Annotated in this window: 22 protein-coding genes; 7 read left to right on the top strand and 15 right to left on the bottom strand. The window is 68.0% G+C overall.

Going from position 1 to position 22,368, the window contains the following annotated elements:
• Positions 1-46: 46 nt before the first annotated feature.
• The gene (locus B161_RS0102190) at positions 47-838 is read left to right on the top strand and encodes a hypothetical protein (RefSeq protein ID WP_018631717.1); all 792 of its coding nucleotides are present in this window, start codon (positions 47-49) and stop codon (positions 836-838) included.
• Between the two features lie 381 nt (positions 839-1,219).
• Complete coding sequence (locus B161_RS0102185; protein WP_018631716.1) at positions 1,220-1,933, top strand: aquaporin; 714 nt, start codon at positions 1,220-1,222, stop codon at positions 1,931-1,933.
• A 118-nt stretch (positions 1,934-2,051) separates the two neighbouring features.
• Here the strand turns inward: B161_RS0102185 and purB are convergent, their stop codons facing one another.
• Positions 2,052-3,356: an adenylosuccinate lyase gene (gene purB, locus B161_RS0102180; protein WP_026310132.1), complete on the bottom strand. Its 1,305-nt coding sequence runs from the start codon at positions 3,354-3,356 to the stop codon at positions 2,052-2,054.
• 166 nt (positions 3,357-3,522) lie between these two features.
• Here purB and B161_RS0102170 point away from each other — a divergent pair, with 166 nt between their 5' ends.
• The 4 genes from B161_RS0102170 to B161_RS0102155 all read left to right on the top strand — a co-directional run bounded on the left by B161_RS0102170 (position 3,523) and on the right by B161_RS0102155 (position 8,176).
• Positions 3,523-3,945, top strand: a complete 423-nt coding sequence (locus tag B161_RS0102170) for an MAPEG family protein (protein ID WP_018631713.1) — start codon at positions 3,523-3,525, stop codon at positions 3,943-3,945.
• Positions 3,942-5,156 carry an RsmB/NOP family class I SAM-dependent RNA methyltransferase gene (locus B161_RS0102165; RefSeq protein ID WP_018631712.1) on the top strand — a complete coding sequence of 405 codons (1,215 nt, stop codon included), beginning with the start codon at positions 3,942-3,944 and terminating at the stop codon, positions 5,154-5,156. The genes B161_RS0102170 and B161_RS0102165 overlap by 4 nt, the downstream gene beginning before the upstream one ends.
• 78 nt (positions 5,157-5,234) lie before the next feature.
• Positions 5,235-7,655: a response regulator gene (locus tag B161_RS16275; protein ID WP_018631711.1), complete on the top strand. Its 2,421-nt coding sequence runs from the start codon at positions 5,235-5,237 to the stop codon at positions 7,653-7,655.
• A gap of 29 nt (positions 7,656-7,684) precedes the next feature.
• Positions 7,685-8,176: a DUF2867 domain-containing protein gene (locus B161_RS0102155; protein WP_018631710.1), complete on the top strand. Its 492-nt coding sequence runs from the start codon at positions 7,685-7,687 to the stop codon at positions 8,174-8,176.
• Here B161_RS0102155 and B161_RS0102150 read toward each other — a convergent pair whose 3' ends face one another.
• The 6 genes from B161_RS0102150 to B161_RS0102125 form a co-directional block, all read right to left on the bottom strand.
• Positions 8,177-8,587 (bottom strand): VPDSG-CTERM sorting domain-containing protein, encoded by a 411-nt coding sequence (locus B161_RS0102150; RefSeq protein ID WP_018631709.1) that lies wholly within the window; start codon positions 8,585-8,587, stop codon positions 8,177-8,179.
• Positions 8,588-8,610: 23 nt separating this feature from the next.
• Positions 8,611-9,282: an SDR family NAD(P)-dependent oxidoreductase gene (locus B161_RS16270; RefSeq protein ID WP_018631708.1), complete on the bottom strand. Its 672-nt coding sequence runs from the start codon at positions 9,280-9,282 to the stop codon at positions 8,611-8,613.
• Entirely contained in the window at positions 9,279-10,796 is a 1,518-nt protein-coding gene (purF, locus tag B161_RS0102140) for an amidophosphoribosyltransferase (protein ID WP_051085729.1), read from the bottom strand. The genes B161_RS16270 and purF overlap by 4 nt, the downstream gene beginning before the upstream one ends.
• Before the next feature lie 160 nt (positions 10,797-10,956).
• On the bottom strand, positions 10,957-11,550 hold the full coding sequence (locus tag B161_RS16265; RefSeq protein ID WP_018631706.1) for a CvpA family protein: 594 nt from the start codon (positions 11,548-11,550) through the stop codon (positions 10,957-10,959).
• 101 nt (positions 11,551-11,651) lie between these two features.
• On the bottom strand, positions 11,652-12,245 hold the full coding sequence (locus tag B161_RS0102130) for a GNAT family N-acetyltransferase (RefSeq protein WP_018631705.1): 594 nt from the start codon (positions 12,243-12,245) through the stop codon (positions 11,652-11,654).
• A complete protein-coding gene (locus B161_RS0102125; RefSeq protein WP_018631704.1) occupies positions 12,242-12,853 on the bottom strand; it encodes an LOG family protein in 612 nt (203 codons plus the stop codon). The genes B161_RS0102130 and B161_RS0102125 overlap by 4 nt, the downstream gene beginning before the upstream one ends.
• A 205-nt stretch (positions 12,854-13,058) precedes the next feature.
• On the opposite strand from B161_RS0102125, the gene B161_RS16260 reads away from it, so the two are divergent.
• Positions 13,059-13,661, top strand: coding sequence for a DUF2059 domain-containing protein (locus tag B161_RS16260; protein WP_018631703.1), 603 nt, complete (start codon positions 13,059-13,061; stop codon positions 13,659-13,661).
• A 23-nt stretch (positions 13,662-13,684) separates the two neighbouring features.
• On the opposite strand, the gene B161_RS16255 is transcribed toward B161_RS16260, so the two are convergent.
• The 8 genes from B161_RS16255 to B161_RS0102080 all read right to left on the bottom strand — a co-directional run bounded on the left by B161_RS16255 (position 13,685) and on the right by B161_RS0102080 (position 22,254).
• On the bottom strand, positions 13,685-14,029 hold the full coding sequence (locus B161_RS16255) for an Hpt domain-containing protein (RefSeq protein ID WP_018631702.1): 345 nt from the start codon (positions 14,027-14,029) through the stop codon (positions 13,685-13,687).
• Positions 14,030-14,233: 204 nt separating this feature from the next.
• On the bottom strand, positions 14,234-14,638 hold the full coding sequence (gene atpC / locus B161_RS0102110) for an ATP synthase F1 subunit epsilon (protein WP_018631701.1): 405 nt from the start codon (positions 14,636-14,638) through the stop codon (positions 14,234-14,236).
• A 75-nt stretch (positions 14,639-14,713) separates the two neighbouring features.
• Entirely contained in the window at positions 14,714-16,141 is a 1,428-nt protein-coding gene (atpD, locus tag B161_RS0102105; RefSeq protein WP_018631700.1) for a F0F1 ATP synthase subunit beta, read from the bottom strand.
• A gap of 35 nt (positions 16,142-16,176) precedes the next feature.
• Positions 16,177-16,740 (bottom strand): DUF2939 domain-containing protein, encoded by a 564-nt coding sequence (locus B161_RS18480; RefSeq protein ID WP_018631699.1) that lies wholly within the window; start codon positions 16,738-16,740, stop codon positions 16,177-16,179.
• Positions 16,740-17,630: a F0F1 ATP synthase subunit gamma gene (locus B161_RS0102095; RefSeq protein ID WP_018631698.1), complete on the bottom strand. Its 891-nt coding sequence runs from the start codon at positions 17,628-17,630 to the stop codon at positions 16,740-16,742. Before B161_RS0102095 ends, B161_RS18480 begins: the two co-directional genes overlap by 1 nt.
• Positions 17,631-17,658: 28 nt before the next feature.
• The gene (gene atpA / locus B161_RS0102090) at positions 17,659-19,197 is read right to left on the bottom strand and encodes a F0F1 ATP synthase subunit alpha (protein WP_018631697.1); all 1,539 of its coding nucleotides are present in this window, start codon (positions 19,195-19,197) and stop codon (positions 17,659-17,661) included.
• Positions 19,194-19,757 (bottom strand): F0F1 ATP synthase subunit delta, encoded by a 564-nt coding sequence (locus tag B161_RS19370; protein ID WP_026310129.1) that lies wholly within the window; start codon positions 19,755-19,757, stop codon positions 19,194-19,196. Before B161_RS19370 ends, atpA begins: the two co-directional genes overlap by 4 nt.
• 304 nt (positions 19,758-20,061) lie before the next feature.
• On the bottom strand, positions 20,062-22,254 hold the full coding sequence (locus B161_RS0102080) for a primosomal protein N' (RefSeq protein ID WP_040789079.1): 2,193 nt from the start codon (positions 22,252-22,254) through the stop codon (positions 20,062-20,064).
• Between the last annotated feature and the right edge of the window lie 114 nt (positions 22,255-22,368).

Raw genomic sequence — 22,368 nt, 5'->3', positions numbered from 1 at the left:
CGTCCGAGGATTCGCAGAAAAACGCGAGCGGGACGGAGCAGAATTCATGAGCGAAAGGGCGGAGGCCTGGCGAGCGGCGAGCGCCGCCGTGGCGGATATGGCGGTCAAGGCCTGCCGAGACGACGCGGGGGACACGCATTGGCCCTCGGTCGTGGCGGCGCTCGGCGTCTTAACGGGCGAGGCCGCCCTCATCGCCTGCGAGCGCGAATTGCCCGTTCAGGGGCCGGTGCTGAGCCAGAAGGCGAACGCGCTGTTTTACGACGAGACCGAATCGCCGGCCACCCTCTCGGGTTATCTGCGTCAGGCGATGATTCAGGGCATGGGCATGCCGCCCGCGGCGGCGCCGGATCCGGTGCATGCTTTGCGGCGGGTGGTGGCTTCGGTCGGGGCGAAGCCTTTTCCGCCTCTGCCGCCCGATCCCGCCCATTGGCCGCGCTTCTGGCCGCTCAACGCCGGACCGCGCCTGCGCCGCAACGCGCACGCCGTCATGGCGAGCCACGGGCTCAAGCGGCATGAGGCCATGTTCGCCCTGAACGGCGCTTTGGTGGCGGGCATTCTGCGCGCCCGCGCCAGCATGCCTTTGACCGCCGCGGCGATGGTCGGGCTGGAGGCCATGGCGGCGGCTCTGCGCTGGGCTCCTCAGATCGAAGAGGCCCTTGAAGAGGATCTCGCCTATCGCCCCGCGGGCGCGCCGCCCGTCACGCTGCTCTCCACCGAACAGCTCTGGGGCGGGCTCGGCGGCCCCGAATTCGAAGAGGCCGGAGGAGACCCCGCCCTCAGCGGCGAGAACGATCAAGACGCGACGCCCAAACGCGCCTTCGGCCGCCGTCGCGGCTGAGGCCCGATTCGGGCCGCCCCGAAACGAGACGTGATTCGCCCCGGAGTCTTCGACTTCGGGGCTTTTCCTCATCCGCCCGCCCCGGAGACTCGCGCCCGGCGCGACGCGCCCTTAGCCGCCTCTCCTCAGGCGGAGACGCTCTTCCGAAGCAGGCGCGCAGCCGCCGGAGGAGCCGTTTCCGGCCTTTTAAAAATAACCTCCTGATTTAAAACGTATTTTCATAAGCATGCGCGAACTCCGCTTGTCCCGCGCCTCGGAGGCGGCGGGCGAGGCGGCATTTTCAAGCTTCCTGCGCCGGGCCGATTCGGCGATACTCCGCGCCGCTGAAGACCAAGCCTTCACAGAACCTTGATGAGGGCGCCATCTTTAAGGTTTGCGGATATGCAAAAATCTCTCGCCGAGTTCATCGGCACCTTCACGCTCGTCTTCCTCGCCTGCGGCGCGGCGATCATCGGCACGGGCTTCTCCGGGCTGGGTCAGGCGGGCATCGGTCTGCCGGGCGTCGCCCTCGCCTTCGGCTTCGCCCTGATCGGCGCGGCTTACGGCATCGGCGCCATCTCGGGCTGCCACATCAACCCGGCCGTGAGCTTCGGCGCCCTGATCGCCGGCCGCCTCTCCGTGGCCGAGTTCATTCAATATGTGATCGCGCAATGCTTGGGCGCCATCGCGGCGGCCTTCGTGCTCTACCTCATCGTGCAGGGTAAGGACGGCGGCTATACGGGCGGCTTCGCCACCAACGGCTGGGGCGGCCCGGGCGGCTACAACATGGTTTCGGCCTTCATCTTCGAAGCCGTCGCGACCTTCATCTTCCTCGTGGTGATCCTCGGCTCGACCCATCGCGCTTCGCATGGCGCGATCGCGGGTCTGGCCATCGGCGTCGTGCTGGTGGCGATCCATCTGGTGGGCATCGGGATCACCGGCACCTCGGTCAACCCGGCGCGCAGCCTCGGCCCGGCGCTGATCGACGCCATCCGCGGCAATGGCGCGGCTCTGAGCCAGCTTTGGCTCTTCATCGCCGCTCCGCTGGTCGGCGCGGCGGTCGCGGGCTTCCTGTTCCGCGCCGAGCTGCTCTTCCATCGCGATCTGCCGAAGTAAGCTTCGGACCTCTCGCAGGAAACATGGCCCGCTCCCGAAAGGGAGCGGGCTTTTTGCTGTTTTAAGGGGCGCGCGATTTCTCCGAAAACCGGTTCCCAGTTTTCGGATCGCGCTCGGCTCAGGCCTCGCCGAAGACCCGGGCGAAGATGGTCTTCACATGGCGAGTGTGGTGGCCGAGATCGAAGAGGCCTTCGAGTTCGGCGGGGCTGAGGGCCTTCGTCACATCGGCGTCAGCCTTGAGTTCGGTCAGGAAGTCCTTGCCCTGCTCCCAGACCTTCATGGCGTTGCGCTGCACGAGGCGATAGGAATCTTCGCGGCTGACGCCCTTTTGGGTGAGCGCGAGAAGAATCCGCTGCGAATGCACGAGGCCCCTGAACTTATTGAGGTTCTCCATCATCCGCTCGGGATAGACGATGAGCTTGTCGATCACGCCGGTCAGCCGCGCGAGGGCGAAATCGAGGGTGATGGTCGCGTCCGGCCCGATGAAGCGCTCGACGGAGCTGTGGGAGATGTCGCGCTCATGCCAGAGCGCCACGTTCTCCATGGCGGGGACCACGGCGCCGCGCACCACGCGGGCGAGGCCCGTCAGATTCTCGGTCAGCACCGGATTGCGCTTATGGGGCATGGCCGAGCTGCCCTTCTGGCCGGGCGAGAAATATTCCTCGGCCTCCAGAACCTCGGTGCGCTGGAGGTGGCGGATCTCGATGGCCAGCCGCTCGACGGAGGAGGCGATCACGCCCAGAGTCGCGAAGAACATGGCGTGGCGGTCGCGCGGGATGACCTGAGTCGAAACCGGCTCGATCTCCAGCCCGAGCTTTTCGGCCACATAGGCCTCCACGCTGGGATCGACGTTGGCGAAGGTGCCCACGGCGCCGGAGATGGCGCAGGTGGCGACTTCCGCCCGCGCCGCCAGAAGGCGGGCCTTCGCGCGGGAGAATTCGGCGTAATAGCCCGCGAGCTTGAGGCCGAAGGTCACCGGCTCGGCGTGGATTCCATGGCTGCGGCCCATGGTGGGCGTGTCTTTATGCTCATAGGCCCGGCGCTTGATCGCGGCCAGCAGCGCGTCGAGATCGGCCAGCAGAATGTCGCTGGCGCGCACGAGCTGCACGTTGAGGCAGGTGTCCAGCACGTCGGAGCTGGTCAGGCCCTGATGGACGAAGCGCGCCTCCGGCCCGACATGCTCGGAAAGATGGGTCAGAAAGGCGATGACGTCATGTTTGACCTCGCGTTCGATCTCGTCGATGCGGGCCACGTCGAATTCGACGTCCTTCGCCTTCCAGACCGCATCCGCCGCCGATTGCGGCACCACGCCGATCTTCGCCAGAGCCTCGGTGGCGTAGGCTTCGATCTCGAACCAGATGCGGAATTTCGTCGCCGGCTCCCAGAGCGCGGTCATTGCGGGGCGGGAATAGCGCGGAACCATGACGAGGCCTTTCAATCAGCAGAGCGCGGAGACGCCGCCGCGATAGCAGAGCCGAAAGCCCGCCGCAACCGCCGCCAGACCGCCCCTCTCCTGCGGCTTCTTGCCTTTCGGAGGGGGAGGCGGCATCCTCCCGCTCCTTCGCATCCCGCTTTGAAAGGCGCCTTCCGTGATCCTCTCCGCCAAGATTCTGCTGCTCGCCGCGGCTTTGCAGGTCGCGCTGACCTTCGCGGTCTACGTCATCCTCATGCGCCGCCGCAGCGCGGCGATCAAAGCGGGCGTGAAGCTTCAGGACACCGCTCTGGATTCGAGCCTCTGGCCCGCTCCGGCGCGTCAGGCTCAGGCCAATCTCGCCAATCAATATGAATTGCCGGTGCTGTTCTTCGCGGGGGTGGGAATCGCCTTCGCCGTCGGCTCGGCCAATTGGCTTCTGGCGATTCTGGCTCTGGTCTTCGCTCTGGCGCGGGTCTGGCACGCTTTCGAGCATCTGGGCGGCAATATCGTGCGGCGCCGGGGCATGGCCTTTGGAATCGGCTTCTTCGCTCTGGGGCTTTTCTGGGCGGCTCTGGTCATCCCCGCGCTCCTCGCATGACTCCCGCCGCGCGGCTGGCCGCCGCCATCGAGATCCTCGATTATTGGCTGGAGAGCGGCGGGCTCATCGACCGGATTCTGGTCGATTGGGGCCGCGCGCGGCGCTTCGCCGGATCCCGCGACCGGGCCGCCGTCGCGGATCTGGTCTATGGAGTCCTGCGGCGGCGGCGTTCGCTGCTCTGGCCGCTCGGGCTGGAGGAGACGGGCCGGAGCTTAGTCCTCGGGCGGGTTCTGGCCGAAGGCGCCGCGCCTGAGACGCTCTTCACCGGAGAGGGCCATGCGCCCCCTCCCCTGACCGCCGCCGAGACCCGCGCCCTCGCGGCCCTGCGCCCTCTGAGCGAGGCCCCCGCCCCGGTGCGCCTCGACTGGCCGGACGCGCTCTGGCCCGAGGCTCTGGCCTCGCTCGGCGCGGAGACGGAGGCGAATCTCGCCGCTCTGCGCGAGCGCGCGCCGCCGGATCTGCGGGCCAATCTGCTGAAGGCCACGCGCGAGGAGGCCCGCGAGGCTCTGCGCGAAGACGGCATCGAGACGGAGCCTCTGGCGATCTGCGCCACGGCTCTGCGCGCGCCGGAGGGCGCCAAGATCCTCGCCTCCCGCGCCTATCAAGAGGGGCTGGCGGAGATGCAGGACGCGGGGTCTCAGGCGGCGGCGGCGGCCAGTCTGCCGCGTCCCGGCGAGAGCCTGCTGGATTATTGCGCGGGCGGCGGCGGCAAGTCTCTGGCTCTGGCGGCGCTGATGGAGGGCGAAGGCCGGATCTTCGCCCATGACGTCGCGCCGCGCCGCATGGCCGAGATTCCCGAACGCGCCGAACGCGCCGGAGCGCGAATCGCGCTGCGCCCGGATCTGCGCGGGCTGGAGGGGCGGATGGATCACGTCTTCGTGGACGCCCCCTGTTCGGGTTCTGGCTCATGGCGGCGCGATCCTGAGGCGAAATGGCGCATGACCCCCGACAAGCTGGCGGAGGTCTCGCGGCTGCAGCTGCGGATTCTGGAGGAGGCCCTCCGCTTCCTGCGCCCCGGCGGCCGCCTCTCCTACGTCACCTGCTCGTTGTTTCAGACCGAAAATCAGCGCGTGGCCGAGGCCCTCCTCGCCCGCCGCCCCGATCTGCGCGCCCTGCCCGCGGGGCCGGAGGAGGATCCGCGCGGCTGGAGCCTCCGGCCGAGCGCCAGCGCCACGGACGGGTTTTATCTCGCGCGCTTCGCCTATGGTTAAGACTGCGTTCAGCGATTGGCTTTACGCTCTTCTTTAAGACGCCTCAGCCAACCAGCTTTCTTCCTTAGGGTTTCCTCCATGGCCGAGTTCACCGCCGCCCCCTCCGCCGCCTCTCGCCCGCTCGGTCTGAGCGCGGGGTGGCGCGTGGCCTTCGCCGCCGCCGCGGCGGGTCTGGGGGCGGGGGCGGCCGTCTGGATCGGCGCTGCGGGCCCCGCCGAACCGAGCCTGCGCGTGCTGCTCATGAGCGGCGCGGCGGCTTTGGGCGCGGCCACGGCGGCGGGTCTGGGCTGGAGCCTCGACGCCGCGCGGCGCGGACAAAACGCCCTTGAAGCCATCTACGCGCTGGAGGAGACCGCCGACGCTTATGTGCTGGTCGACGATCTCGGCGCGGCCTTGGGCGCCAATCGCGCCGGACGACGGCTCTTCGCCCATGTGGCTTCGGGTCCGGGCGGAAGGCGGCGTCTGGCGGTGATGCTCGGCTCGGATTCCGACGCGGAGGGCCGGATCTATCGCCTGATCCGGGGCGCCCTCGATTCCGGCGCCGCGGAGGACGCCTTTCAGGCTCCAGGCGGCGCGCGGTTCTCGGCTTCGGTCTCGCGTCTGGCGCGCGGGCGCGGCGAAACCCTCTGGCGCATCCGCCGCGAGGAGCCCGCTCCCCTCCCCGTCGCCGCGCCTGAGGCGCCGCCCGCCGCCGCGCTGCTCTGCGCGGATCTGCCCCTCGGCTATTACCGGGCCGACCGGGGCGGCGCCCTTCTGGAGGCCAATCCGGCGCTTCTGACTCTGGCGGGCCGCGCGCCCGGCGCGATCCCCGCCCGGCTTGAGGATCTCTTCGAGGAGGGGGCGGCCGCCCTCTCCCCCGCCCTCGCCTCCGAGACCGAGGAGATCCGCGTCTCGGCCCGTCTGCGCGGCGGCGGAGCGGCGGAGGTGGTGCAGCGCCTCGTGCGCGGCCCCGAAGGCGCCGCCGAGGCCCATGGCTTCGTGATGCGCGCCGCGCGGGCTCAGGCCCGGGCGCCGGGGGCGCCGCGTCTGCCGCAATATTTCGAGGCCGCGCCTCTGGCCATCGCCGTGGCCGACGCCGAGGGCCTCGTGATCGAATCCAACGATCATATGATGCGCCTGACCCAAGGGGCGCTCAATCCCGGCGCTTCTCTGGCGGCGGCGGTGAAGATCGAGGACCGCCGCGAATTCGACGCCGCTCTGAAGGCGCTGGCGGCGGGCGAGGCGGTGAAGCCCTTCGAGGCCCATCTCCCCGACCGCGAAGGCCCGCCGCGCATCGCGCAGATCTTCATGGCCCGCGAGGGCGGAGATTCCGGCGCGATCCTCGCCTATTTCATCGACGTCTCGGAGCAGCGTTCCCTTGAGCTGAAATTCGCCCAGTCGCAGAAGATGCAGGCCATCGGGCAATTGGTCGGCAATCTGGCCCATGACTTCAATAATCTGCTGACGGTCATCATCGGCCATTGCGACCTTCTGCTGCAAAACCACGAAGCCGGAGATCCCGGCTTCGCCGACATCAATCAGGTGAAGCAGACGGCCAATCGCGGCGCGGCTCTGGTGCGGCATCTGCTGGCCTTCTCGCGTCAGCAGACTCTGAAGAAGCGCCCCGTGCGGCTGACGGAGTATTTTTCCGAAAACATCCACATGCTTCATCGCATGAGCAGCGAGCGCATCCGCTTCGAGACCCATCACGCCCGCGACCTCTGGCCGGTGAACATCGACCCCGACGCCTTTTTCACGGTGCTGATGAATCTCGTCATCAACGCCCGCGACGCCATGTCGGAAGGCGGCTCCATCGCCATCTCCTCGCGCAACGTGGCCCGCGAGGAGGCCGCGCGGCTCGACAATCCCATTCTGCCGCCCGCCGATTACGTGCTGATCGAGGTCCGCGACACGGGTTCGGGCATTCCGCGCGAGAATCTCGGCAAGATCTTCGAGCCCTTCTTCAGCACCAAAGGCGCGAACGGCACGGGGCTCGGGCTGGCCAGCGTCTATGGCGCGGTGAAGCAGATGGACGGCTTCGTCTTCGTCGAGAGCGAATTGGGCGAAGGCACCTGCTTCCGCATCTTCCTGCCCCGCCACGCCGCCGAGGAGGCGCCTGAAGCCGCTCAGAGCGCCGCCGCGCGCGATCTTTCGGGCAAGGGGCTGATCCTGCTGGTCGAGGACGAGGCCGCCGTGCGCAGCTTCGCCTCGCGGGCTCTGGAGGTGCGGGGCTATCAGGTGCTTCAGGCCGCCTCGGGCGAGGAGGCGCTGGAGCTGCTCGCGGATGAGAGCCAGAAGATCGACCTCATCATCTCGGACGTGGTCATGCCGAACATGGACGGCCCGACCCTGCTCGGGCGCATCCGCGAATTGGGCCGCGACACGCGGATCCTCTTCATCTCGGGCTACGCCGAGGAGGCTTTCCGCAAGAATCTCCGCAGCGGCGAGGAATTCCTCTTCCTGCCCAAGCCTTTTTCGCTGAAGGATCTGGCGCTGAAGGTGAAACAGGCCCTGAATTAGGCGGGGCGCCCAGCCGGAGGAGTTCGGCCATGATCCTGCATGAGGGCCTCGCCCTCCTGAAGCCTCCGGCGGAGCTGGATTACTTTGACAGCCGCTCCGCGCCGCTGCCCCGCGCGGTCTCGCCTTTAGAGGCGTGGAATCTCATGATGGAGCGGCCGAATCCTCTGCTGAAGGCGGCCTTCCGCATCCGGGACGCCGTCTCGGCGCCTTTCGGCGTGAAGCGGATCGGCGGATTCTCAGGCGCGCCCCGGACCAGCGTCGCGGCGGGCGATCATCTGGATTTCTTCCTCGTGGAGCATCAGGCCCCGGATCTTCTGGTCCTGACGGAGCGGGACAAGCATCTCGACGTGATGACCGCCCTCTCAGCCGAGGGGCGCAGGCTCACGATCACCTCCTCGGTCGTGACGCATAACGCCTTCGGACGCGCCTATATGGCGCCGGTCGGCCCGGCGCATAAGCTGATCGTCGGCGGCATGCTCAGGCGTCTGAAGCGGCGGCTGGAGGCGGAGGCGGGCGGCTGATCAGACCCGCCGCGTCGCGCGCCTGCGCCAAAGGGCCAGAGCCGCCAGAGCCAGAGCCAGAAGCAGCAGCGTCGCGCCGGAGATCCAAGGATTGGGCGCGCAGCCCTCGGCGCCCATGGCGTAGGCGAGGGAATCCGTCCGCAAGAGGCGGAAGACGGCGACCAGCGCGCAGAATCCCGCCGCCAGAGCCAAAAGCGAGGCCCGGCCGAACATCAGCGCCACGCAGACCATGACGATCACGCCGAAGCCCAGCGGCGTGATGAGGAACTCGACGAGATCCACGCGCCAAGGCACCGGCAGGCCGTCCCAATCGGGCTTCTCCATGGCGCAGATCCGCGCCCAAGCCGGAGCCGCCGCCGAAAATCCCGCCGCGAAGCTCGCCGCTCCGAGAATCCGTCTGTTCACGCTCATGTCTCCCGCATCTCCCCGGCCTTTCAGATGGCGAGCAGCTTGCCCACCACGTCGGCGGCCACTTGGCGCGGCTTGGTCAGCTTGGTCCGGTCCTCGCCCGGATAGAAACGGCCGCGCAGAGCGGTCGGCATGGCGGGCGGCGCATAGATCTCCACCTTGACCGATCCCGATTCCTTCTCGGCCCGATAGGCCGCCGCGAAGGCCGCTCCCGCCGCCTTGGAGGCGGCGTAAGGCCCCCAATAGGCCCGGCTGGTCTTATCGTCGGTCATGAAGAGCGCCCGCGCCGAAGGCGCCGCCGAGAGCAGAGGATCGAAAGCCCGCGCCATGCGCTGCACCGCGAAGGCGTTCACGCCGAAGGCGCGGTCCACCTCCTTGAAGGCGGCGTGGGCCACCGGCGTCAGAGGCGGCGCATGGGCCGCGCAATTGACGAGGATGTCCAGACGCCCCCAGCGCTCGAAGAGCACCGCCCCGAGCCGGTCCAGAGCCCCCGCGTCCAGCAGATCCAGCGGCGCCAGCACCACGGGCGGGCCGCCCGCGGCCTGCACCGCGTCGTCGAGTTCGGTCAAAGCGCCTTCGGTGCGGGCCGAGGCGATCACCTGAGCCCCCGCCTCGCCCAGCTCCAGAGCGATGGCCCGGCCCAATCCCCGCGAGGCCCCGAAGACCAGAGCCACCTTCTCCGTGAAACGCTTGCTCATGAGGCTTTCCTCGTCACCAGAACCGGCCGTTTCGGCGCGCAGCCCGGCCCCGTGAGCCCGGCTTCGGCGTCGCGGGGACGGATCGGATAATCGCCCGAGAAACAGGCGTCGCAGAATTGCGGCGCGGCGGCCTGACGGCCCTCGGCCTCGCCGCAGGCCCGATACAGGCCGTCCAGCGAGATGAAGCCGAGGCTGTCCACGCCGATGAAGCGGCGCATGCCCTCGACGTCATGCTGAGCGGCCAGCAGCTTGTCGCGCTCGGGCGTGTCCACGCCGTAATAGCAGGGCCAGGAGGTCGGGGGCGAGGCGATGCGGAAATGAACCTCTTTGGCCCCCGCGTCGCGGACCATCTGCATGATCTTCAGCGAGGTGGTGCCGCGCACCACGGAATCATCGACCAGAATCACGCGCTTGCCCTCGACCAGCGCCCGATTCACGTTGAGCTTGAGCCGCACGCCCATATTGCGGATCTGCTCGCTCGGCTCGATGAAGGTGCGGCCGATATAGTGATTGCGGATGATGCCGTAATCGAAGGGAATGCCCGATTCCCGCGCATAGCCGATGGCGGCGGGCACGCCGCTATCCGGCACCGGGCAGACGAGATCCGCTTCCGCGGGCTGCTCGCGGGCCAGCTCCTCGCCGATGCGGCGGCGGGTCTCATAGACGCCGCGTCCGTCCACGAAGCTGTCGGGGCGCGCGAAATAAACATATTCGAAGATGCAGAAGCGCCGCGCGGCGGGCGGGAAAGGCCGCGAGCTGCGCAGGCCCTCGTCGGTGATGGTCACCATCTCGCCGGGCTCGACGTCGCGCAGATATTCCGCGCCGATGATGTCGAGGGCGCAGGTCTCGGAGGCCAGAACCCAAGCCTCGCCCCGCCGCCCGATCACCAGAGGCCGCATCCCCAGAGGATCGCGCACGCCGATCATCATCCCGCGCGTCAGAGCCACCACCGAGAAGGCGCCCTCCACGGCGCGCAGGGCGTCCTCCATGCGCTCGCGGATCGGGCCCTGAATCGAGCGCGCCATGAGATGAATGACGCATTCCGTGTCGGAATCGGACTGGAAGATCGAGCCGCGCTGAGTCAGATAGCGCCGCAGATGCACCGCATTGGTCAGATTGCCGTTATGGGCCACGGCGCAGCCGCCCGGCTCGAATTCGCCAAAAAGGGGCTGCACGTTGCGCAGCGCCGTCTGCGTCCCCTTGCCGCCCGCCGTGGAGTAGCGGACATGGCCGATGGCCTTGTCCCCCGGCAGGGCCTCGATGGCCTCTTTGCTGGTGAAGTTGTCGCGCACCAGACCCAAACGCCGCTCGGCGTGGAATTCGCCGCGCGCCTCGTCATAGACGACGATCCCCCCGGCCTCTTGTCCGCGATGCTGGAGCGCGTGCAGCCCCAACGCCACCAGAGCCGAAGCGTCGGCGGCGCCGAAAACGCCGAAAACGCCGCATTCTTCACGCGGCGCCTCCCCGTCCGGACCGCCATCCCATGGAGCGCCTTCGCGCGCGTCGCGGGTCATGAGCGTCATCTCCTTGGAGCGCGGCTTCGCCTGAAAGGCGGGATCGCCTTTCGAAACAGGCCGCGTCGCGTCATTAAGGAAGCGCGCCTCCGAATCCAAGAGGCGAATCCAAGAGGCCGCCGGAGAAGGGGCGGCCCGGAGGCCGCTCCTGAAGCGCGCCTCACAATTGTTCGGTCGCGGTCCCGGCCGTGGGGGCGGAGGTCGGCGCGCAGGTCGAGAGCAGCCCGTCGAGGCGGCCGGAGGCCCAAGCGGGGGCCTCGGTCGGCAGAGCCTCGGCCAGACCATTGCGCAGATCGTTCAGAAAGCCGCCCGTGCGGGCCTCCTGCAGGGCGAGGCTGTCGCTCAGCCCCAGAGCATGCAGCGCCCAAGCCGCCACCGCCACCAGCAGCACGCCGCGCGCCGCGCCGAAGAGGAAGCCCAGAGCCTTGTCGAGCCCGCCGATGGCCGAGCTGCGCACCGCGTCGCCGAGCGAAGGCGTGAGGATGCCCAGAATCGCCAGAAGCACCGCGAAAGCGATCAGAAAGGCGGCCGCGAGCGTGAAGGTGCAATTGCCGGTCAGCATGCCCCCGACCACCGGCAGCTTGGTCATATAGGGCATCAGCAGCGGCGCGGCGGCGGCGGCGCCCGCGGCGGCCAGAGCCCAGCCCACCAGACCCAGCGTCTCGCGCGTGAAGCCTCGCGACCAGGCGAGGATCGCCGAGACGAAGATCACGCCGATCACGACGCCGTCGATCACATTCGGAGATATATCCATCGCACCTTATCCTGAAGCGACTCGCCGCTTTCGCGCGCAGAGGCATAACATAAATCAGCCGCTCGCCAAGAGCCGCGGGGCCGCAGGCGCCCGCGTCCCGATCAGAATCCGAAGATTTCCGGATCCATGAAGCGGCGCGTTTTCTCGGCCCGCCCCGTCGGAACGAAGCCGGCTTTCTGATAGAGCGCCAAGGCGCCCGGATGATCGAGCGTGCAGGTCTCGACGATCAGACGGCGAATCGGCCGCTCCCAGGCGCGGGCCTGAGCCGTTCCCAGAAGCCAGCCGCCCAAGCCCAGGCCCTGAGCCGACTCGACCAATCCCAAATAAGCGAGCTCGCAAGATTCGGGCCTCTCCGCCCCCTCTCCCGCCCCCGCTTCGCCTGCGCGGCCGCGGAAATCCAGCATGAAGAAGCCCGCCGGAGCCCCCTCGCGATAGAGGACGAAGGTCTCCACCTGCGGATCTCCCGCGAAGGCCGCGGCCTCGGCGCGCGGACGCGCCAGCCAGTCGCTCCATTGCCAGCGCGCGCCCACCGCCCGATAAAGATAGAGGAAATAGCCCGCCGAAGGCTTCTCGGCCTTCATCAGGGCCAGATTCCCCGTCCGCGGCCCCGCCGGAGCCGGAGGCGCGGGCCGCGCAGGCGGCGCGGCCATCTCCAGATAGGTCACGACGTAGCTGAGGAGCTTCCCTTCGCTCACGCGCCTTTTCCTCTCTGAGGGGCGGCGCGCAGAGCCTCGGCGCCGCGGATCAGCTCCGCCGCCGCCGTCTCGGGATCGGGCGCGAGGAAGAAGCGCTCCCGCGCGCGGGGGGCGGTGAAGCCCTCCTCCACGGAGTGATCCAGAAACTTCAGCAACGGATCCCAATAGCCCTTCACGTCGATCAGGGCTATGGGCTTGGCGTGAAAGCTCAGATGGCCCCAAACGAGGATCTCGAAGAATTCGTCCAGCGTGCCGATTCCGCCCGGCAGAACCGCGAAGCCCTCGGCGTTGGAGGCCATGACCGATTTGCGCGTATGCATGGATTCGACGACCAGAAGCTGAGTCAGATCCTTCTTCGCCCATTCCCGCCGCACCATGGTCCGGGGGATGATTCCGATGGCCTCGCCTCCGGCCGCCATGCAGGCCGTGGCGGCGGCGCCCATCATGCCGTCTCCGCCCCCGCCATAGACCAGACGCGCCCCCGCCGCGCCCAGAGCCCGGCCGAACCGCCGCGCCGAATCGAGATAAGCGGGATCCCGCCCGCCGGCGGCGCCGCAATAGAGGCAGATGTTGATCGGCGGAGCGGCCTCGGGCTCGGATTTGGACATGAAGGATCGCCTTGGGAATCAGCTGCGGAGGGTCCATTCAGGGCATAGGAAGCTTGCCCCCGCCAAGGCAAGCGCAAAACCTACGCCTTCGGATAAGACCAAACTCCGGGGCCCGCCCGCCGGAGTCTCCACGCGGAAGGCTAGGCGGCGGCCTCCGGAGCGCCTATTTCTCCCCCGGCGCCCTGACGCGCCTTAAGGAGGAATCATGTCTCAGCTTCCGCGTTTCCTGTTGGCCGCGAGCCTCGCCGCCTTCGTCGCCGCCCCTCTGAAGGCCGAAGAGCCCGCCGCCGCGCCCAAGACCGAAGAAGCCGCCCCCCTCGCCGAGGGCGAAGAAGCCGCGACGTCTGAGGCTGTCGAAGAGGCTGCGGCTGAAGAAGCCGAAGAGGCGGCGGAGGAGGCGGCTTCCGAAGCCACCGAAGAAACCCGCGAGCTCGCCGCGCGCTATCTCAGCCTGCCCGCCATTCAGAAGATGAACGACGATCTTTACGGCGGCAACGTCATCGATTCGATGATGGCCATGCAGGACTCCCTTCCTGAGGAGATCCGCAAGCAGCTCGCGACGATCCTCAGCGAGGAATTCGCCAAGATCCGCCCCGGCATGGAGGAGGCCATGATCGAAAGCGCCGCCGCCACCTATTCGGCGGAGGAGCTTCAGGCGATGATCGCCTTCTACGAATCGCCCGAAGGCGCGAGCATGGCGGTCAAAACCGCGCCCTTCACCCAAAAGACCTTCGAAATCTTCGGCCCCCAGATGGAGGAGTTCCAAAAAGCGGTCGTGACCCGCCTGATGGCCGAAATGCCGCAATAAGCTTCTTCGGGAGGCGCGGCCTCTCAGGCCGCGCTCTCCTCCAGATAGCGGCGGGCGGCGAGGCGGGATTCCTCCAGCGTCGCCGCCAGAATCCCCGCCGCCTCGATCTGGGGCGGCGAGACCTCGGCCCGCGCCGCGCGCCGCGCCAGACGCGTCAGACCCAGCGCCAGAGCGGCGCCGCGCAGCCCATGGGCGGCGCCCGCCCAAGCTTCGGGATCGCGCGCGACCGCCGATTCCCGCAGCATGTCGAGGTAATGCGTCGCCTGATCGAAGAAGATCTCGAAAAGCTCGGCCTGCAAGCTGCGGTCGGACATGGTGTTGTCGTTCAGCGCCTGAGCGTCCAGCACAGGCTGCGCGGATTCGGTCATCTTCTCAGCCCCCGCCGTCAAAATCCTGAGGGCAGCATGGCGCGGGCCTCTTGCGGGGAGATTTATTCGTTCCGCGTCCGCCGAAGCGGCGCGGCGCGAGATAGCTAAAATGCGAGGAATCGCGCAAAGAAGAACCCCCTCCCGCGCGGGGCGCGAAAGGGGGCGGAAGATCGTCGGGATCGCGTCGGGATTTCAGGCGGCGCGTCAGGCGCGGACCAGAATCTCCAGATTGCGCAGATCGTTGAGCCGGGCCTCGGCGGCGCGGCGGGCGTCGCTTTCAGCCTCCAGAGAGGCCGCCAGCTTCTCCTGCTTCGCCACGAGATCGGCCACGCGCGCGGCGTCGACGCCCTCGCGCGGCTCGGCCTCTTCGGCCAGCACGGTCACGCTCGAACCGGAGATCTCGGCGAAGCCGCCGATCACCAGATAGGCTTTTTCGCCCTCGGCGGTGAAGGCGCGCACCAGACCGGGCCGCAGCGTCGCCACGGCGGGGGCGTGGCCCGGCATGGCGGTCATGTCGCCCGCCGCGGAGGGAATCACCACCTGCGAGACCGGGAAGGAGGCGAGCTTCTTCGCGGGCGAGACCAGATCGAAAGTCAGGCTGTCGGCCATGGGGCGTCCTCTTCGTGAGCGCGGGTCAGACCGCAGCGGGGCGTCGGAACGCCCCGCGCAGAAGGTTCAGACCGGTCAGGCGGCGTCTTTGGCCAGCTTCTGGGCCTTGGCGACGGCGCTGTCGATGTCGCCGACCATGTAGAAGGCCGACTCGGGCAGATGATCGAATTCGCCGGCCACGAGGCGCTTGAAGCCGTCGATGGTCTTCTCCAGCGGCACCTGCACGCCCGGCGAGCCGGTGAAGACGGCGGCCACGTCGAAGGGCTGAGACAGGAAGCGCTGCACCTTGCGGGCGCGCGACACGGTCAGCTTGTCCTCTTCGGAAAGCTCGTCCATGCCGAGGATCGCGATGATGTCCTGCAGCGACTTATAGCGCTGAAGGATGTTCTGCACGTCGCGGGCCACCTGATAATGCTCGTCGCCCACGACCAGCGGATCGAGGATGCGCGAGGTGGAGTCGAGCGGATCCACGGCCGGGTAGATGCCCAGCTCGGAGATGGCGCGCGAAAGCACGGTGGTCGCGTCGAGATGCGCGAAGGAGGTGGCGGGCGCCGGGTCGGTGAGGTCGTCGGCGGGCACGTAGATCGCCTGCACCGAGGTGATCGAGCCGTTGCGCGTCGAGGTGATGCGCTCCTGAAGGGCGCCCATGTCGGTGGCGAGCGTCGGCTGATAGCCCACCGCCGAAGGAATGCGGCCCAGAAGCGCCGACACCTCGGAGCCCGCCTGCGTGAAGCGGAAGATGTTGTCCACGAAGAAGAGCACGTCGGTGCCGGACTGGTCGCGGAACTGCTCGGCGAGGGTCAGGCCGGTCAGAGCCACGCGCTGACGGGCTCCGGGAGGCTCGTTCATCTGGCCGTAGACGAGGGCCACTTTCGACTTGGAGAGATCGTCTTTGTCGATGACGCCCGAGTCGATGAACTCATGATAGAGGTCGTTGCCCTCGCGGGTGCGCTCGCCGACGCCGGCGAAGACCGAGTAGCCCGAATGCACCTTGGCGATGTTGTTGATCAGCTCCTGAATGAGAACCGTCTTGCCCACGCCCGCGCCGCCGAAGAGGCCGATCTTGCCGCCCTTGGAGTAAGGCGCCAGCAGGTCGATGACCTTGATGCCGGTGGTGAGGATCTCGGCTTCCGTCGACTGCTCGGCGAATTCCGGGGCCGGGCGATGGATCGGCAGACGCAGATCCGAGCTGACCGGGCCTTTTTCGTCGATGGGCTCGCCCACGACGTTGAGGATGCGGCCCAGAGTGGCGTCGCCCACGGGCACCGAGATCGGCGAGCCGGTGGCGCGCACTTCCTGACCGCGGACGAGGCCGTCGGTGGTGTCCATGGCGACGGCGCGCACGGTGCTCTCGCCCAGATGCTGCGCGACCTCGAGGACGAGGCGCTGGCCGTTGTTTTCGGTCTCCAGCGCGGAGAGGATCTCAGGCAACTCGCCGTCGGCGAACTGCACGTCCACGACGGCGCCGATGACCTGCGTTAATTTCCCGATGGCTTTCGTCACGGTTGATCTCCCGATCCCAAGTTATCCGTCGTAGTTCACAAGCTGAAGTTCTGCGGCAGATCGACGTCCGACAGCTTCCAGACGAAGCCGTCGAGCCTGAACCGCAGCTTCACGATCTCTTCGCGGTCCGCCCTCGGCGCCAGATCGACGACGAAGGAGGTCGGGCTCTCGAAAAAGGCCCATTTGACGTTCTCGCGCGAGAACTCCGCGGGGATGGCTCCCCCGAAGCTCGCGCCCGCATTCGCCGCCGCGCCGCCGCCTGAGGCGCCGCCGCGCTTGGAGCGCGCGATCATTTCGGCCACGCCCTCCGGCGTGAGGGCGGCGTCCACCGCCTGCCCCACCAGCGCCGCGCCGAGATCCGCCGCGCTCGGGCCGAAGCCCGCCGCTCCGCCCAAGCCCCCTAAGGCGCCTTGCGCCGCCATGAGGGCGCCGCCCACCTCCTCCTTCGCCGAAAGCCGCAGCGCGGGCCAGTCGACGTAACGCTCAAGCGCCGCCCGGTCGCCCGTCTCGGCCCCTTTGGCGAGGCTGTAGGCGCACCAATAGGGCCAAGCGAGATAGCCGAGGGCCGCGACCGCGGCCAGAAGGAGAAGGCGCCTCATCAAAGCGCCTCGGCGCCGGAGATGATTTCGATGAGCTCTTTGGTGATCGCCGCCTGACGCGAACGGTTATATTCGACCGTCAGCTTCTTGATGATGTCTCCGGCGTTGCGCGTGGCGTTGTCCATGGCGGACATGCGCGCGCCCTGCTCGGAGGCGGCGTTCTCCAGCAGACCCCGGAAGATCTGGGCGGTCAGATTGCGCGGCAGCAGATCCGAAAGGATCGTCGCCTCGTCGGGCTCATATTCATATTGCGCCGAAGCGCCGCCGGTCTCCGCGCCTTCCGGCGCGGCGGGGATCTCGGCGGGGATGATCCGCAGGGCGGTCGGCTCCTGCGCGATCACCGATTTGAAGGTGGCGAAGAAATAGGTCGCCACGTCGAAGTCCCCGGCCTCGTAGCCCGCGAGCACGCGCTCGGAGATCTGCTGCGCCTGAGCGTAGCCGACGGACTTCAGGCCCTGAAAATCGATGGGCTTGCCGTAAAAGGCGTCGCCGTAGTCGCGCTTGAGGGCGTCGCGGCCCTTTTTGCCGACCGGCAGGATCTTCACGGTCTTGCCCTCGGCCTTCAGGCGCCGGGCGTGTTCGCGCGCGAGGCGCACGATGGAGCTGTTGAAGGCGCCCGCGAGGCCGCGCTCGGAGGTGGCGACCACCAGAAGGTGGACCTTCTCCTCGCTCCGGCCCGCCAGCAGCGGATGAGCATCCGCGCCGGACTTGGCCGAGCCCGCGAGATTGGCCAGCACCGCCGCCATGCGCACGGCGTAGGGCCGGGCGCTTTCGGCGGCCTCCTGAGCGCGGCGGAGCTTAGCCGCCGCGACCATCTGCATGGCCTTGGTGATCTTCCGCGTGGACTTCACGCTGTTGATCCGGTTCTTGAGACTTTTCAGACTCGGCATGGCCGCTTCCCCTCTCGGTCAACAGGCCTCAGGAGAAGCTCTTGGCGTAATCGTCGAGGGCGGCGCGGATCTTCTCTTCGAGTTCGCCCTTGACCGCGCGGTCGTTGGTGCGGATGTCGTCGAGGAGGTCCTTCTTCTGCGTGCGCAGATAGCTCAGCAGACCCTTTTCGAAGCGGCCCACGTCCCTCAGCGCCAGCTTGTCGAGATAGCCGCGGGTGCCCGCGAAGAGCACGATCACAGTCTCGGCGTTGGTCAGCGGCGCGTATTGCGGCTGCTTCAGAAGCTCGGTGAGGCGGGCGCCGCGGTTGAGCAGCTGCTGCGTCGCGGCGTCGAGGTCGGAGCCGAACTGCGCGAAGGCGGCCATCTCGCGATACTGCGCGAGCTCCAGCTTGATCGAGCCGGCGACCGACTTCATCGCCTTGGTCTGGGCCGAGGAGCCGACGCGCGACACCGAAAGGCCGACGTTCACCGCCGGACGCACGCCCTGGAAGAACAATTCGGTCTCAAGGAAGATCTGGCCGTCGGTGATCGAGATCACGTTGGTCGGGATATAGGCCGAAACGTCGCCGGCTTGGGTCTCGATGACCGGCAGAGCGGTCATGGAGCCGTTCCCATGCTCGTCGTTGAGCTTCGCGGCGCGCTCCAGCAGGCGGGAGTGCAGATAGAACACGTCGCCCGGATAGGCTTCGCGGCCCGGCGGACGGCGCAGCAGCAGCGACATCTGACGATAGGCGACGGCCTGCTTGGAGAGATCGTCGTAGATGATCAGGGCGTGCATGCCGTTGTCGCGGAAATACTCCGCGATGGCCGCGCCGGTGTAGGGCGCGAGGAACTGTAGCGGCGCCGGATCGGAGGCGGTGGCGGCGACCACGATGGAGTAGTCCAGCGCGCCCTGCTCTTCGAGCTTGCGCACGAACTGCGCCACGGTGGAGCGCTTCTGACCGACGGCCACATAGACGCAATAGAGCTTCTTGCTCTCGTCGTCGGCGTAGGTCTCGTTATAGGACTTCTGATTCAGAATGGCGTCGAGCGCGATGGCGGTCTTGCCGGTCTGACGGTCGCCGATGATCAGCTCGCGCTGGCCGCGGCCGATGGGGATCAGCGCGTCCACCGACTTCAGGCCGGTGAGCATCGGCTCATGGACCGATTTGCGCGGAATGATGCCGGGCGCCTTGACCTCGGCGCGGGCGCGCACGACGTCGGTCAGCGGGCCTTTGCCGTCGATGGGATCGCCGAGGCCGTTGACCACGCGGCCGAGCAGGCCGCGGCCCACGGGCACGTCCACGATGGCCTTGGTGCGGCGGGCGACGTCGCCCTCTTTCACGCCGCGGTCGTCGCCGAACAGCACGACGCCGACGTTGTCGGCTTCGAGGTTCAGCGCCATGCCGCGCAGGCCGCCGTCGAATTCGACCATCTCGCCGGCCTGAATGTTGTCGAGGCCGTAGATGCGCGCCACGCCGTCGCCGACGCTGAGGACGCGGCCGATCTCGGAGACCTCGGCTTCCTGGCCGAAATTCTGGATCTGCTCCTTCAGGATCGCGGAGATCTCTGCGGCCTGGATGTTCATCTACCGACCTCTTTCATGACGAGTTGCAGGCGGGCGAGCTTGGCGCGCAAGCTGGCGTCGATCATTTTGCTGCCGATCTTGACCACGAGGCCGCCCAGCAGCGTGGGATCGACGCGGGTTTTCAGCGAGACCTTGCGCCCTTCGGAGGCTTCAAGGCTGCGGATGAGTTCGGCTTTGCGCGCTTCGTCCAGCGGACGGGCGGAGGCGACTTCGGCCTCGACGATCCCGCGATGGGCGGAGAGCAGCGTCTTGAAGCCTTCCAGAGCGGAGGGCAGCAGATGCAGGCGGCCCTTGCCGGCCATCAGCCCGACGAATTTGCGCGAAAGCTCGGAGGCGTTCAGCTTGCCGAGGAGGGCGGCCATCACGCGGCCCTGATCCTCCCGGCTATAGGCGGGGCTGGAGACCACGCGGCCCAGATCCGGATTTGAGGCGATGAGGTCGCCCAGAGCGGTCAACTCGCGCTCGACCGAATCCAGCGCGCCCGCCTCATCGGCGAGGTCGAACAGCGCGGAGGCGTATCGGCCGGAAGCTCCGGCGAGCGTGGCGGTTCCTTGCGTCACATGCGCCCCTTTCCGAAAGATCGCGCCAATCAAAGATCGCGTCGATCGCGGAAAATTGCGCGTCTGCGCGCGGAGCGCCTCTTGCGCCTCGCTTTTTCCCCCGATCCGGGCGCTTGCTAACACAAGGTTTTTCGGGAGGCAACGGGGGGCGAGCCGAAAGGATGGGCCTTGAAGAGGGAAATTCGCCGCATCCGCGGCCTTCTCCGGGGCTCCCGCGGCGCCTCCGAGGCGCGCCCGCCGCGCGGTCAGGCGGAGATTCGGAGCGGATTCCCGGAGGATTCGCAAAAGCTTCAGAGAAATGCGGCTAGAGAAAGGATTGCGGATCAACGTCGAAGACGATCCGCACCCCCGAGGCGGGCTTCACCCTCGCCCGCCATGCCCGTAGGGCGTTCTGCGGCGAAAGGGCGCGCTCGAAGCGCGCGAGCAGCCGCATGCGCCATTTTCCGCGCAAACGCGCGAAAGGCGCGGGCGCAGGGCCGTAGAGCGTCGCGCCGAGATCGAGAATCGGGTCCGCCCGCCGCGCCAGATCCTGAGCCGCCGCCCGGACCTCCTCCTCGGATTCGCCCGCCACGATCACCGCGACCAAGCGCCCATAGGGCGGATCCTCGGTTTCGCGGCGCGACTCGGCCTCGGCGCGGCGGAAGGCCTCGCCGTCTCCTGAAAGAATGGCCCTCATCACCGGATGATCCGGCGCGGTGGTCTGAAGGAAGGCGCGGCCCGGCTTTTCGGCCCGGCCCACGCGCCCCGCCGCCTGCAAGAGCAGCTGAACCGTGCGTTCGCCCGCCCGCAGATCGCCGCCCTGAAGGCCGATGTCGGCGTCCACCACGCCCATCATGGTGAGATTCGGAAAATGATGCCCCTTGGCGACGATCTGGGTGCCGACGATCAGATCCGCCTCTCCGGCGGCGATTCGGGCGATCTCGGCGCGCAGGGCGGCGCCGTCCGGCATGAGGTCGGAGGAGAGCACCGCGAGCCGCGCCTCCGGGAACAGCGCCCTAGCCTCCTCCGCGACGCGCTCCACGCCGGGGCCGACCGGGACGATCTGATCCTCGGCCCCGCATTTGGGGCATTTGAGCGGAATCGGCTCGGCGTGGCCGCAATGATGGCAGACGAGGCGTCCGCGCGCCCGATGCTCCACCAGCCAGGCCGAGCAATGCGGGCATCCGGCCCGCCAGCCGCATGTGCGGCAGATGGTCAAAGGCGCGTAGCCCCGGCGGTTGAGGAAGAACAGCGCCTGCTCTCCGCGCTCCAGAGATTCCTTCGCCGCCTCCACCAATTTCGGACTCAGCCAGCGGCCCCGCTCGGGAGGGTCCAAGCGGAGATCGACCGCGAGGATCTCGGGGGGCTTGGCGCCGCCATGGCGGATGGGCAGGCTCAGGCGGCGATAGCGCCCGGATTCGGCGTTGGCCCAAGTCTCCAGCGAAGGCGTCGCGGAGACGAGGACCACCGGAAAGCCCTCGGTCGCGCCGCGCAGCACCGCCATGTCGCGGGCGCTGTAGAGAACCACCTCCTCCTGCTTATAGCTGGAGTCATGCTCCTCATCGACCACCGCCAGACCCAGATTCGCGAAGGGCAGGAAAAGCGCCGAGCGCGCCCCGATCACCACTTGCGTCTCGCCCCCGGCGACGCTGCGCCAGAGCCGGGTTCTTTGCGGGCCGCTGAGGCCGGAATGCCATTCGGCTGCCTTGGCCCCGAAACGCCTTTCGACGCGCGACGCGAAATCGGCGGTCAACGCGATCTCGGGCAACAACACCAGCGCCTGACGCCCCTGTCGGATCGTCTCGGCCACGGCTTCGAGATAGGTCTCCGTCTTGCCGGAGCCCGTCGCGCCGTCGAGGAGAATCCCCTGATAGCGCCTTTCCGCCGCCGCCAGACGCAAAGCCGCGGCGGCCTCGGCCTGATCGGGGTTGAGTTTGGGCGGGGCGTGATCGGGCTTCAGCCCGGAGCCCGGCGCCTTGCGCGCCATGGCCTCGGGGATCAAGGCCCCGATCTTGGCCAAGCCCTGCACTACGCCCGCGCTGACGCCCGCCGCCATAGCGATCTCCGAGGAGCTGAGCGCCCGCATCGGCCCGTTCTCGAAGACCGCCAGCACGCGCCGACGCGCCGGAGTCGAGTCCGCGTCCGGCGGCGGAGTCTCCGCCAAGCGCCAGCCGCGTTTCTCCTGAGGCGGGGCCTCCAGCCCCGGCGCGCGGGCGCCCAGCCGCAAGGCCATGCCGAGCGGAGTCAGCGTATAATCGGCCATGCGCTCCAGAAAGCGGCGGGTCTCGGCGCGCATCGGCGGCAGATCCAGAGCCCGCAGAATCGGCTTGAGCTTCGACTCGGGCGGCCTGCCCTCCTCGCTTTGCGGCGGATCCCAGACCACGCCGATGGTGCGGCGGCCCATGATCTTGGTCTCGACCCATGTCCCCGGCGCGAGCGCGAGCCCCTCCGGCGCGAGATAATCCAGAGGCCCCTCGAAAGGCAGAGGCGGCAAAACCGGAATCCGCGTCCCGTTCATGCCCTCGGCCCCGCCCAAGCCGACAAGCGCTCTGGCGAAGCTCCTGCGAATGGCTGAGAGCGTTTTCCGATCTTCTGGGATCGCTCAAACGCTCCAGCTTCCTTTTTAGCGATC

The organism is Neomegalonema perideroedes DSM 15528 (assembly GCF_000374145.1).
In the GTDB taxonomy this organism is placed as follows: Bacteria; Pseudomonadota; Alphaproteobacteria; order Rhodobacterales; family Rhodobacteraceae; genus Neomegalonema; species Neomegalonema perideroedes.
The sequence above is the reverse complement of the archived record's forward strand: the minus strand, read 5'-3'. Positions and strand labels throughout refer to the sequence as shown.